The sequence below is a fragment of the Actinoallomurus vinaceus genome (assembly GCF_039542055.1).
GTDB lineage: Bacteria > Actinomycetota > Actinomycetes > Streptosporangiales > Streptosporangiaceae > Actinoallomurus > Actinoallomurus vinaceus.
In genome coordinates this window covers 1,026,385-1,038,374 of the sequence record NZ_BAABHK010000002.1, presented here as the reverse complement: position 1 = coordinate 1,038,374, position 11,990 = coordinate 1,026,385, and the positions used below count along the sequence as shown (strand labels likewise).

Sequence of the window (11,990 nt, the reverse complement as noted above, 5' to 3'; positions counted from 1 at the left end):
GCGCCGACCCGGCGAACGTATGCGGTCACAGCACAAGCGCCGTGATCTGCGCCATCCCTTCACTCGGGACCGAGCGATCCGGCGATTCTTCCATGGTCGGATCGGCGCGAGGGGCCAGGCAGGCCGCGATGAGTCGGCCCGATTTTCGGATTGGCAAAAAGGCCGGAATCGATTTCCAAATCAGCAAGATCGCGAAGGTGTTGCTGGGGCGGAGCGCGGAGCTTGGGCTCGTTGAGCAACTGGTGGACGAGGTACGGGCCGGGCGGGCGTTGCTGGTGACGGGGCCGCCGGGGATCGGGAAAACGGCGCTGCTGGAGCACGCGGTCGGTCAGGCCACGCCGGAGACGCGGGTGTTGCGGGCCGCCGGCGTCGAAAATGAGGCAGAAATGCCGTACTCGGCGCTGCACCTACTGCTCCGGCCCGTGCTCGGCGAGATCGATGAGCTGCCCGATCCGCAGGCCGACGCGTTGCGGGGGGCGTTCGGCATGGCGGCGACCGATGCCGTCGATCCGCTGCTGGCCGGGTTCGCCGTGCTGACGTTGCTTTCGGGGCTCGCCGCCGAGCGGCCGCTGTTGTGCCTGGTCGACGACGGTCACTGCGTGGATCTCGCGACGGTCGAAGTGGTTCGGTTCGTGGCCCGGCGGCTCGCCGACGAACCGATCGGAATCCTGTTCGCGGCCCGGGAGGACGACGGCCGGGTGCGGAGCACCACCGGCCTGCCCCGGCTGCACCTCACGGGCCTTGCCCCCGATGCGGCGGAAGCCCTGCTGGGCCGGGCGGCGCCCCACCTGCCCCGCCATCTGCGAGAGCCGCTCGGTCCCGGCCGGCACCGAGGTGACCTTCCGCCTCCAGACCAACGGCGTCCTGCTGACACCGAGCACGCTGGACGTCCTCCTGGAGCACGACATCGCGGTGGGCGTCAGCCTCGACGGCGGGCGTGAGGCGCACGACCGGCACTGCCGGTACGCGAACGGCCGCGGCAGCTACGACGCGGTGGTCGAGGGCATCGAGCGCCTGCGCCAAGACCCCTATCGGCGCCTCTTCTCGCATCTCTACTGCACGATCGACGTCGCCAACGATCCCCTCGCCACGTACGAGGAACTACTGCGGTTCGAGCCGCCCTTCATGGACTTCCTGCTGCCCGAGGCAATTGGACGAACCCGCCGCCGCGGCTCGACATCGACGGATCCGATACGCCTTACGCGGACTGGCTGATTCCCATCTTCGACCGCTGGTACGGCGCGCCTCGAAAGGAGACGAGCATTCGGTTCTTCGAGTCGATCATCCAGCTCGTCCTCGGCGGTCAGAGTCGGGTCGACTCGGTCGGGCTGAGTCCGAGCGTCCTGATCACGGTGGAGACCGACGGGACCATCCAGCAGGTGATTCGCTGAAGTCCGGCTTCGAAGGCGCCTCGGAGACGGGTCTGAACGTCTTCGCCCATCCATTCGACCTGGCGCTGGACCACCCGGCGATCGCAGCACGTCAGGTGGGCTTCGCGGCCCTCTGCGACACCTGCCGCGAATGCCCTGTGGGCCAGGTGTGCGGCGCGGGCTATTACCCGAATCGCTACCGAGAGGAAACCGGCTTCGCGAATCCCTCCGTGTACTGCCGCGACCTTTTCCGGCTCATCGACCATGTTCACCAGCGCCTGAGGCACGACCTGGACCTCCTCCAGCAGGGCTGACGCTCGATCGGTCGGCGGCGCGGCCGAATGACGTGAGGGCCCGCCGACTGTCGTCGGCGGGCCCTCACGTCACGGCGAGGAAAGCGAGGAGACTAACTATGGATTAGTTATCCGCTAAGAAGGAAGTCCCCTCATGGCCTCGCCGGTCAGCGACCGTAGCCGACCCTTACTCGGGGATCAACTCGTTCAGCCGGTCCAGCGCATACACCTCCGAGCCCTCCGGAAGGCCCTCGGGGCGCTCGAGCCCGACGAACGTCACCGGACCGTCGAGCTCCATGCCCGGCTCGTACGGCGTCACCGTCCCGGCCTTGGCGGCCAGCAGATCGACCAGGTACGACATGGGCAGGTAGCGGCGCTCCAGGACGCCGCGGGCCAGCATCGTCGTCGACACCCGATTGGTCTCCACCCGGTTCGCCCAGCTGGTGCCCCGCAGGTACAGGTGCATCCAGCGCGCCGACCAGCGGCCGTCGTCGCCCCGGGTGAACACCACGGGCAGCGCGACCCGCCCCGTACCGCGCAGGTCCGACTTCGTCCGCACCGTACGCGGCTCGAAGGGCCGGCCCGCCTGGTCGGGGCTGCGGAGCATGAACCCGAAGAACGACTCGGCGACCTGCGTGAAGCCCTCGCCGGAGAAGACGTTCACCTGCGGCAGGACGTACCGGGCCCTGACATTCTCCAGGTTCAGGTCGATGAACTCCGACGCGCCCGTCGGGGCGTCGACGATGTCACCGGAGTGCACCGCGCCGCCGTCCTGGAGCCGCGTCCACGAGACCTGCCCGGCCGGGCGGAAAGCGTCGTCCAGGAGCAGCACCGACAGGTCGAAGTCGGTCGTCTCGCGTGCCTGCCGCCAGTACACGAAGAACCGCAGCGCCTCGCCGTCGACCGGCACGACCGACCCGCGAGGCACGACGCCGAATCCGTTCGGCGCGGTCTTGTTCGTCAGCGGCACGGTCAGGTTCAGCACGGCCGGGTCGACCACGATCCGCTCCCAGGAGGGCAGGCGACGGGTCAGCTCTTCGTCCAGGATCGCGGTGAGACGCCGTACGACGGGCTCCGGCAGCGGCGGCCGATCGTCCGGGCGTGCCCACGCGCGAGCCTCCCGGTTGACGAAGATCCGCGCGGCGTCCGGCGCGGTGCGGTTGGCGACGTGCTCGCGTACGCCCAGGATCACGCGTCCCGACACCTGGCAGGCCGTCTCGCGTACGGCCGTGAGCGCCGCGTCGGCCTCGGCGGGCGTCGCGGTGCGCAGCACCCGGTCCAGCGACCGGAACAGCATGCCCGGAGCAATGGTCAGCAGCGACACCGCGTCGCCGACGCGCTCGTCGGCGAACGCCAGCTCCACGCGGCCCGTGAGCGACCGTACGACGGTCTCGCCCCGGGCGACGGCGAACACCTTCAGCGCGTGCGGCAGGTCCGGGTACTCGTGGGGGTGCAGGCGCTCGCCGAGCCGCTTCCACATCTCCCGGTGGCGGCCCACGTCGGCGGCCTTGGCCGGACTGTCCCGTACGACCGTGTCGAGGGCGGTGAGCAGCGCGCGGCGCCGCGCACGCGGGAACGACCGGAACCGGGTCGGCGCGGTCAGCGACACATCCCCGTCGGACATCGCGCACGCGAGCCGCAGCACGTCGGTGACCGTGTCCACGCGTACCGGCCGGCCCGCCGCCAGCCACGCCCGGTTGACGACGGCGAGGCTCTCCCGGCTCGGGATCGTCTCCGGCTGCGCACCGTCGACGCAGGCGGCGGCGAGCTCGCCGAGCAGTTCGAGGTCCGTGTCGCCGAGCGGGATCGGACTCCCGGCCAGGGCCAGGTAGAGGTCCTGCGCCTCCTCGGCGAGCGGCCGGCCCAGGTGGAGGACGGTGAGCCGGTCCTTCAGCGACGGGATCAGCTCGTCGTGCGCGGCCAGCATCTCCGCGTACGTGTGCCGGTACCGGCCGTACTTCGGGAGCCGCAGCAGGTCGACCCGGCCGGTGCTCAGCATCGCCCGCAGTCCGTCGTCATCGGGCGGCTCACCGGCGGGGCGGGTGCGGACCACCGCGTCGCGCAGGCAGTCCAGCCAGAACTCGACGGTGTCCGGGACGTTCGCCGGGAAGTCGCGGAAGTAGACGTTGTGCTGGACATGGTCCCCGACGAGCGCGCGGACCGCCGCCAGGATCCGGACGCCCGTGTCCATGACGACACCGGGCTCCACGTGCGACAGGTGCTCCAGCAGCTCGCCGGACGCCTTGAACCCGACACTCAGCAAGACGGTGTCCACCTGGCGGGCGACCGTGCCGCCGTCGCCATGCGGGCCTGCCGTCATCGGCACCCGCAGCGTCTTCTGGATGATCCCTGTCTCGAGCATGACCCTTCCGCGGTCGGTGGTATGCGGCGCCGCCCAGCATGGCACTCCGGGCGGAGCCCGGCATAACGGTTATCGCGGTGCGCGTTCCCGGTCTACGAGACTGATAGCGAGGGTCAGAGGGACATCATGCGGTCGCTCAGGCGGCGGACGCAGGGGGCGACGTTGAGCAGCCGAGGGCGGGGTCTGGCCGGGGAGGCGAGGAGGACGCGCCAGCCGGAGACGTCGATGAAGCGGAGCTCGGCGGTGTCGACCGACACCTGACCCCATCGCGCGGTGACCTGGGCGAGCGCGTCGGCGAGGGCCGCGCTGTTGGTGATGTCGATGTCACCCTTGAGCAGAACGGTGTCCGGTGGGGTCGCCTGGACGATGCTGAGCTGGTCGTCCTCGTAGAGCACGAGAGTCGCCTCCGGCGAGACGGCTTCCGCCGCGTGAGCGTTACGTTCTGCCATGACGGCCACTAACATCACGAGGGTGCACTCGCATGGGCCGCCCTTCCATCCACATGCTTTGAGGATGCCCGTACAGCAGAAGCACGTCAACCGATACCGGAAACCAACTTCTTAATATGCTCTTGAGAGCACCGCGATGACCGGCCCAGACGCAGATCGGACGAGCACGACGATGGCCACGCCCCAGGGCGGCGAACCAGCGAGACAGTGGACGTTCCTGACGAACCACGCCCGCGTTCTCCTGGAGATCGCCCGAAATCCGCAGGCGCGGCTTCGGGACATGGCGGCCATCGCCGGCATCACCGAGCGGGCGGCGCAGACGATCGTGACCGATCTTGAGGCCGCCGGTTACCTCACCCGGACCCGCGTCGGCCGCCGCAACCACTACACGGTCGACCCCAGTCGTCGTTTCCGCCACCCCGCGGAGGCGGACCACCGGATCGAGGGCCTGCTCTCCCTCTTCACCCACCGCGAGGAGAACCGCGAGGAGGAGTAGACCCGTGGGGCCCGCCGTCCGAAGCGATGAACGCTCGGATGAGAGTCGGCCCTTGCTGGTCTGCCTGCGAGGCCGGGCCGGGGACGTCCAGCTGGTGAACAGGAGAACGGGGAGGAGCACGGGCCGTGAGCGAACGCGCCGACGGCCCGGCGGGCGGCACGGTTCCGTCCGGGCCATTGCTGCGGACCATGGTCAGACGGGATCCGGACGAAGCGCACCGAGTCGCCACACCGCTGGAGCTTTTGTTCGATCTGTGTTTCGTGGTGGCGGTCGCGCAGGCCGGTGGCAGGCTGGTGCACGCCGTGGCGGCGGGCCATGCCGGGCAGGGCGTGGTCGGCTACGCCATGATCTTCTTCGCCATTTGGTGGGCCTGGATGAACTTCACCTGGTTCGCCTCCGCGTACGACACGGACGACGTGCCCTACCGGCTCACCACGCTGGTGCAGATCTCGGGCGTCCTCATCCTGGCCGCGGGCGTGCCCCGCGCCTTCGACCGCACGGACTACTCCATCGTCGTGGTCGGCTATGTGGTGATGCGGCTGGCCATGACGGCTCAGTGGCTCAGAGCGGCCCGCAGTGAGCGGGGCGACGCCCGGACCACCGCCTTGTGGTACGCCGTCGGCGTCGTCCTCGTGCAGACCGGCTGGGTGGCGTTCGGATTCCTGCCGCACAGTGGCGCGCAGGTGTGGATATTCGTCGTCCTGGCGGTCGCGGAACTCGTCGTGCCTGTGGTGGCCGAGCGCCACAGACCCACTTCCTGGCATCCCCACCACATCGCCGAGCGGTACGGAGGGTTCACCCTGATCGTCCTGGGTGAAACGGTCGCCGCCGCGACCGGGGCCGTGCAGAGTGCTCTGGACAGGGGGCACTCGACGGAGTTGCTGCCGATCGCAGCAGGGGGCCTGCTGATCGTCTTCGCCGCCTACTGGATCTACTACGTCGTTCCCATCCACGAGCATCTGCACGGGAGCAGACGCGCTTTCCTGTGGGGATACGGGCGCTACCTCGTCTTCTCCACGGCCGCCGCCATCGGCGCCGGACTCGCAGTGGCGATCAAGCAGATGATCGGCCAGGCCCACATCAGTGCCACGAGCGCCGCCGCCTCCGTCACCGTCCCCACGGCCGCATTCGTCTTCTTCACCTGGCTCCTGCATGCCTGCCACCACAAGCCGTCACTGGGGCGGCAGGCGGTCCTGCCGCTGACCGCGGTCGCGATTCTGGCCTGCACGTCCGCAGGCCCGTGGGCAGTGCTGCTCACCGGATTCGTCGCGGCACTCAGCGTGGCCGTCTCCTTGTTCCTGCGCCACCGCATCACCCGGTCATCAGACGCTGCAGCCGCTGCCTGAGCAGCGCGGCAGACCACTCTTTTCGAATGAGGGTGTGGCCGGCCCCGCGTGGATGCGGAGCCGGCCACGGCCGTCATGGGACGGCCCTCAGTCACTGCATCGAGTGCCGGTGATCAACGCTCGAATTCCGTTCACGGCACCTGCAGAGGGAACGCCGGGGGAGTGGGTCACCGTTTCCCCGCTGCCCAGCGGCGCGTCGGGGATCGCCGGCCCGATCGGACCGGGCTTCCGCGTCCCCGCGCTCGTGATCTCGCCGTGGAGCCGCGGCGGATGGGTGTGCAGCGAACCGTTCGACCACACCTCGACGCTGCGTTTCCTGGAACCGCGCTTCGGCGTCATGGAGCCCAACATCAGCGCATGGCGCCGCAAGACCCTCGGTGACATGACCTCCGCTCTGCGCCTCCACGGCCATGACCACTCATTCCCCCGGCTGCCCGACCCGACCGCGCTGTACGAGCTCGAAAAGCAGGAAGCGGCCACCCTTCCGCCTGAACGCGGCTCCGAGCGCGCCACGGCGTCGCTCACGGACTGCCGGCGAACGTGCGGCGGGCCCAGCCGGCGAAGCTCGTCCAGGCGATCTCGGGGTGGGCGGCATGCAGCGTGGTGATATCGACGCGGTAGCCGGGTCCGTTCAAGAACGCCCACATCGCATGCATGTCAGGGTTGCTGATCGCGTCCAGTGGCACCCGTTCATAGCGCACTTCCCGCCCCAGTGCCGAGCCCAGCGCGGCGGCCATCTGCGCGGGGGTGGGCGCGTCGCTGGCCAACTCGATGCGCTGCCCCACATAGGGGGCGGGATCGAGCAGCACCTGAGCGGCAAAGGCGCCGAGGTCGGGACGGGCGAGTTGCTGCAGCGGCCGATCTGATGGCAGCGGCAGGTCGAGTACCCCGCTGAGGATGCGGTCCGCTCCGCCGAGGGCATTGTCAAAGAAATACGTCGGCCCGAGGATCGTGTAAGGCACCTCTCCCGCGCGCAACTCGGCTTCGACGCGCGCCTTGCTCTCGAAGTGCGGCACCCCGCTCCTCTGGTCGGCCCCGGCCACCGAGCTGAACACCAGATGTGGCACTCGTGCCTCGCCGGCGGCTGCCAGAATCGCGCGTCCCTGGGCCACTTCGGCCTCCACGCCGGCCTCGAAGGGGGTCGTGAACGCGAAAACGCCCGACACCCCGGTCATCCCCGCGGCAAGCGAGCGGCGATCATTCAGCGACCCCGCGATCACCTCGACACCTCTGACGGCCAACCGGCGCGCGGCCTTTCCTTCCGGGTCGCGCACCAGTGCCCGTACTGAGGCCCCGCGGCGCAACAGTGCGTCCGTCACGGCGCCGCCCTGCCCCCCGGTCGCCGCGAGCACCAAGATCGGGTCATCGGTCATCGAACGCTCCCTCCCTTCGGCTCTCACGTTAGCCGCGGGCCGACTCCGCGTTTGACTCACCGCGCACGCCCGGTTGTCCGATACCGCACCCGGCCGGCTCAAGCCGCCGGCTTCGGCTCCCGGTAGCCCACGGCGACCGCCGCCACAACGACCGTGCTCGCGAGCAGGGCCAACGGCAGCAGCCCGTGAAGCACCATCACCGCGCCGAGTGCGGCGCCGGTCACCATCAGGGCGATGGCCAGCAGCCGACGCCGTATCCGCACGTTGTCGCCGCCGGCCAGCGACGAGTCGGCGCCGATGCCGGTGATGGTGAGCGTCAGCACGGTCGTCGTCATGTCGGGGACTCCGAGCTTGCGGACCGTGCCGTTGCGCAGCCCCATGGCCAGGGCGAGCAGCGCGATGAGGAGCCTGGTCTGTCCGGGCGCGGCGAAGGCCACGACGGTCGCCCCCGCCTGCAGCGATGTCTCCGTGATGAGCGCCGCGCGCACCCAGGGTTCGCGGCTGCGCGTGGCGGCCCGTGCGGCCAGGCGTCCCGCGCCGACCGCGCCGATCAGGAACGCCGCGAGTGATATCAGCGAACCGGTGATGGAGAAGCCCGGGGCGCCTGCGAGGGCGAAACCGATCACTGCGACGTTGCCGGTCATGTTGGCCGTGAAGACATGTCCCAGGCCCAGGTAGCTGACCGCGTCGATGAAGCCGCTGGCGAGGGTGAGGGCGAAGAGCGCCAAGGACAGTGGGTGCGCGTCGCCGACCCTCACGGGCTCGACGGGTGTACGAGTGGGCAGCGGCGGGCTCTCGTTCACAGGACGTCCGGGATCGCTCGACGGGACAGATCCCTTGACAGTAACCGCCGCGCCCGCGCGCGGAGTTCGCAGAGCGCACGACGAGTTGTCCTGCGGCGCACGTCCGGCCACAGTGCACTGTCGGCATGGTAGTGCGCACGCACGGCAAAGCCGCCGAGCCCGCTGCGACCTAGCATGGGCCGGGCGCGGTGTGCGCACAGTCCGTGGGGGAGAAGCGCGCCGTGGGCTGATGTACGTCTCCCGCCTCGAACCGCCCGACGACGCGACTTCTCCCTGCATGTCGTCGGGCTTCTTCCTCTCGGTGCGGGACTGAGCGAACGGGCGGTGCGGCGATGACCGACACGGACGGAACGTCGTGACCTCGAGTGATTCAGCCTGGTCGCCGCTGCGGGTGCGGGTCTTCCGGGACCTCTGGCTCGCCCAGTTCGGGTCCAACATCGGAAGCTGGATACAGACCGTGGGCGCCCAGTGGTTGCTGGTCGGTCACGGTGCGGCGCAGGTGGCGCTGGTGCAGGTCGCGGCCGGGCTGCCAGTCCTGTTCCTGGCGCTGCCGGCCGGCGTTCTCGCCGATCTCGTCGACCGTCGTCGTCTGCTGCTCGTGATGCAGGGCGCCATGGCGCTGGTCGCCGCCGTACTCGCCGGGCTGTCCTTCGCGGGGCTGCTCGGTTCCTGGACCCTGCTGGCCCTGACGTTCCTCCTCGGCTGCGGCAACGCGCTCAACGGACCGGCCTGGCAGGCGGTGCAGCCGTCGCTCGTCGCGCGCGACGAGCTGCGCCAGGCCTCCGCGTTGGGGGCGGTGAACCAGAACCTGGCACGCGCGATCGGCCCGGCCCTCGGCGGAGCACTGGTCGCCTTCCTGGGAGTCAGCTGGACGTTCGCGGTCAACGCCGTGTCGTTCCTGGGGATCCTGGTCGTGCTGGCGTCGTGGCGACCGCGTGGGGAGGCGCGCCCGCCACGGCCCGGGCAGGAGCGGGAGCACATGCTCGCCGCCCTGCGCGCGGGTGGGCGGTACGTGCGCAGCGCGCCCCGGGTGCGCCGAATCCTGCTACGCAGTGCGCTGTTCGTGCCCAGCGCCGCGGCCCTGTGGGCACTCCTGCCGGTGACGGCCCAGCAGTCCCTCGGTCTCGGCGCCGCCGGCTACGGGCTGCTCCTGGGCGCGGTGGGCCTCGGCGCGGTCGGTGGAGCGGCCGCGCTGCCGGCGGTCTCCCGCCGGATCGGCGGCAACGGCGCGCTGGCGCTCGCCGGAACCGTGTTCGCCGGCGCGCTGCTGGTCCTCGCCGAAGTCGCGAGCATCGCGGCCGCCTTCATCGCCCTCGTGCTGGCCGGCGCCGCCTGGATCATCGGACTGTCCACGCTGAACGCGGGGCTGCAGCTGGGACTGCCCACCTGGGTGCGGGCCCGGGCGGTGGCCTTCTACCTGCTGGTCTTCCAGGGCGGGAACGCCCTCGGCTCGTTGTTGTGGGGCCAGGTGGCGCAGCGCTCCACCGTCTCCGTGGCGATGGTCCTGGCCGCGCTGCTCCTCCTCGTCGGCGTGCCGTCGCTGCGCCGCCTGCCGCTGCTCGACGGCCAGGCCGATCCGACCCTCTCCGAGGCGTGGCCGGAACCGCGTCTGATCGTGGAGCCGAGGCCGCAGGACGGTCCGGTGCTGGTAACGGTGACCTACCAGGTGCGGGCGGATCGCGTGCCGGCCTTCGTGGCGGCGATGTCGCGGGTGGAGCCGTCCCGCCGCCGGACGGGCGCGGTCACCTGGGGTCTGTATCGGGACGTCGAACGTCCGGACCGATTCGTGGAGGCGTTCACCGTGACGTCGTGGTCGGAGCATTCCGCACAGCACCACGGCCGCTACACCGGGATGGACCACACCTTCGAGACCCGCGCCCGGGAACTGCTGGAACAGGAGCCGGTCGTCACCCACGCCGTCATGGTCGAGCAGGAGCCGGAGGCGGGCCGTTCCCGCCGACCCGATGTCGGAGGCGGGACCGGCCCCGTCGCGGTTCCGTCCTGAGCTCCGGTCTGGTCGTACGGCCGCTTACGACGAGACGTCGGGGATGAGCAGGATCGGGACGCGCGCCGCGTGGCTGACCGCGTCGGAGACGCTGGGGTCGAACCAGGCGGCGACGGCGCCGCGGTGGTGCGGGCTGAGCACGAGCAGGTCGGCCCCGACACGCTCGGCCGCGGCGGAAATCGCCGCGGGGACCTCGTTCCTGAGGCCGCCCAGCAGTTCGCCGTCGGCCTGGACGCCGGCGTCGAGCAGGGTCTTGACCGACTCGTCGAGCATCCGACGTGCGTCGTCGTCCTCCTCGATCGCGACGACGGCGGTGGCCATCACCGCGATGGGTGCGATGTGCACGACGTGGACCGAACTGCCGAAGCGTTGTGCCAGGGTGGCGACGGCGTCGAGGGTGTGCGCGCGTGCGTCGCTGAAGCCGACGGCCAGCAGGATGCGCTGGAACACAGGAGTCTCCATGGGGTCGATGGCGTGGCGAAGGCCGACCGGTGGTGCCGGCCGGCCTTCACGAGCACAGGGTTAGGCTACGCCGCCGGGTGCTCGAGCCCGACGTCCGGGCCAATCGGGTCGTCAGCCCACGGTCCGGGCCGCGTCGATGATCGTGTCCGCGACTCTGATGGATATGGGGCCGGCTGGTCATGGTCCTCCTTCGCGAAGGGACGCCGCCCGGCGTGCGAGTACGGGCGGCGCCCCGGTCCGCCGGGTCAGCCGGTGACGGTGCGCACGGCCTCGCGGATGAGGTCGGCGACCTGCTGCGGCTGGGACAGCATCACGAGGTGCGAGGAGGCGACCTCGACCGTGGTCATGCCGGCCCGCTGGTAGCCGAAACGCTCGACCTCCGGGTTGATGGTGTGGTCGGCCGTGGCGATCAGGCCCCAGGACGGCTTGGTCTTCCACGCGGCCGCCGACGCGGGCTCGCCGAAGGCCTGCGCCGCCAGCGGACGCTGCGACACCGCGAGCACGCGGGTCAGCTCCGGCTCGACGTCGGCGGCGAAGATCTGGGGCAGCCGGGCGGGGTCCACCGACACGTCGGTGCCCTGCTCCGTCGAGCCCTCCAGCGGGAAGGTCGTGTAGACCAGGGCGGAGGCCAGGTCCGAGTCGGGGAAACGGCCCTGCAGCTCGCCGAGGCTCTCGCCCTCCTCCAGGGCGTAACCGGCCAGGTAGACCAGGCCCTTGACGTTCTCCTCGACACCGGCCACGGTGATCACCGCGCCGCCGTACGAGTGCCCGACCAGCACCACCGGTCCCGGGATCTGCCGGACGACGGAGGCGATGTAGGCGGAGTCGCCGACCAGGCTGCGGTTGGGCACCGCGGGCGCGACCACGGACAGGCCGTCGGCGAGGAGTTCGGGGATGACCCGGGCGAAGCTGGAGGCGTCGGCGAAGGCGCCGTGCACCAGGACGACCGTGGGGGTCTGCTGTTCGCTCATGTCGAAGTCCTTGTTTTTCGGGCTCGCCGCCGGCGTTCGCGGCGGCGAGCCGGGGAATTT

The 11,990-nt window shown here is 70.5% G+C and carries 13 protein-coding genes; 6 read left to right on the top strand and 7 right to left on the bottom strand.

The genetic code is table 11. From position 1 onward, the window contains the following. Positions 1 to 128: 128 nt before the first annotated feature. Positions 129 to 941, top strand: a complete 813-nt coding sequence (locus tag ABEA24_RS10585; RefSeq protein WP_345430511.1) for an AAA family ATPase — start codon at positions 129 to 131, stop codon at positions 939 to 941. Continuing rightward, complete coding sequence (locus ABEA24_RS10580; RefSeq protein ID WP_345430510.1) at positions 835 to 1,215, top strand: radical SAM protein; 381 nt, start codon at positions 835 to 837, stop codon at positions 1,213 to 1,215. The genes ABEA24_RS10585 and ABEA24_RS10580 overlap by 107 nt, the downstream gene beginning before the upstream one ends. Before the next feature lie 88 nt (positions 1,216 to 1,303). On the opposite strand, the gene ABEA24_RS10575 is transcribed toward ABEA24_RS10580, so the two are convergent. The 3 genes from ABEA24_RS10575 to ABEA24_RS10565 all read right to left on the bottom strand — a co-directional run bounded on the left by ABEA24_RS10575 (position 1,304) and on the right by ABEA24_RS10565 (position 4,474). After that, positions 1,304 to 1,657 (bottom strand): hypothetical protein, encoded by a 354-nt coding sequence (locus ABEA24_RS10575; protein WP_345430509.1) that lies wholly within the window; start codon positions 1,655 to 1,657, stop codon positions 1,304 to 1,306. 193 nt (positions 1,658 to 1,850) lie between these two features. Next, a complete protein-coding gene (locus ABEA24_RS10570) occupies positions 1,851 to 4,025 on the bottom strand; it encodes a TerD family protein (protein WP_345430508.1) in 2,175 nt (724 codons plus the stop codon). Between the two features lie 113 nt (positions 4,026 to 4,138). Beyond that, positions 4,139 to 4,474 (bottom strand): STAS domain-containing protein, encoded by a 336-nt coding sequence (locus ABEA24_RS10565; RefSeq protein WP_345430507.1) that lies wholly within the window; start codon positions 4,472 to 4,474, stop codon positions 4,139 to 4,141. Positions 4,475 to 4,646: 172 nt separating this feature from the next. Here ABEA24_RS10565 and ABEA24_RS10560 point away from each other — a divergent pair, with 172 nt between their 5' ends. The 3 genes from ABEA24_RS10560 to ABEA24_RS10550 all read left to right on the top strand — a co-directional run bounded on the left by ABEA24_RS10560 (position 4,647) and on the right by ABEA24_RS10550 (position 6,923). After that, on the top strand, positions 4,647 to 4,970 hold the full coding sequence (locus ABEA24_RS10560; protein ID WP_345430506.1) for a helix-turn-helix transcriptional regulator: 324 nt from the start codon (positions 4,647 to 4,649) through the stop codon (positions 4,968 to 4,970). A 125-nt stretch (positions 4,971 to 5,095) separates the two neighbouring features. Next, positions 5,096 to 6,316 carry a low temperature requirement protein A gene (locus ABEA24_RS10555; protein ID WP_345430505.1) on the top strand — a complete coding sequence of 407 codons (1,221 nt, stop codon included), beginning with the start codon at positions 5,096 to 5,098 and terminating at the stop codon, positions 6,314 to 6,316. 52 nt (positions 6,317 to 6,368) lie between these two features. Beyond that, complete coding sequence (locus ABEA24_RS10550; protein WP_345430638.1) at positions 6,369 to 6,923, top strand: alkaline phosphatase family protein; 555 nt, start codon at positions 6,369 to 6,371, stop codon at positions 6,921 to 6,923. Here the strand turns inward: ABEA24_RS10550 and ABEA24_RS10545 are convergent. Together ABEA24_RS10545 and ABEA24_RS10540 are read right to left on the bottom strand one after the other, a co-directional pair. Next, positions 6,838 to 7,689 (bottom strand): NmrA/HSCARG family protein, encoded by an 852-nt coding sequence (locus ABEA24_RS10545; protein WP_345430504.1) that lies wholly within the window; start codon positions 7,687 to 7,689, stop codon positions 6,838 to 6,840. The two genes, ABEA24_RS10550 and ABEA24_RS10545, sit on opposite strands and share 86 nt — an antisense overlap. A 98-nt stretch (positions 7,690 to 7,787) precedes the next feature. Further along, a complete protein-coding gene (locus ABEA24_RS10540) occupies positions 7,788 to 8,492 on the bottom strand; it encodes a YoaK family protein (RefSeq protein ID WP_345430503.1) in 705 nt (234 codons plus the stop codon). Positions 8,493 to 8,847: 355 nt separating this feature from the next. Here ABEA24_RS10540 and ABEA24_RS10535 point away from each other — a divergent pair, with 355 nt between their 5' ends. Beyond that, the gene (locus ABEA24_RS10535) at positions 8,848 to 10,497 is read left to right on the top strand and encodes an MFS transporter (RefSeq protein WP_345430502.1); all 1,650 of its coding nucleotides are present in this window, start codon (positions 8,848 to 8,850) and stop codon (positions 10,495 to 10,497) included. 24 nt (positions 10,498 to 10,521) lie between these two features. Here ABEA24_RS10535 and ABEA24_RS10530 read toward each other — a convergent pair whose 3' ends face one another. Then, positions 10,522 to 10,947 (bottom strand): universal stress protein, encoded by a 426-nt coding sequence (locus tag ABEA24_RS10530; RefSeq protein WP_345430501.1) that lies wholly within the window; start codon positions 10,945 to 10,947, stop codon positions 10,522 to 10,524. Between the two features lie 257 nt (positions 10,948 to 11,204). Beyond that, positions 11,205 to 11,930, bottom strand: coding sequence for an alpha/beta fold hydrolase (locus ABEA24_RS10525; protein WP_345430500.1), 726 nt, complete (start codon positions 11,928 to 11,930; stop codon positions 11,205 to 11,207). Between the last annotated feature and the right edge of the window lie 60 nt (positions 11,931 to 11,990).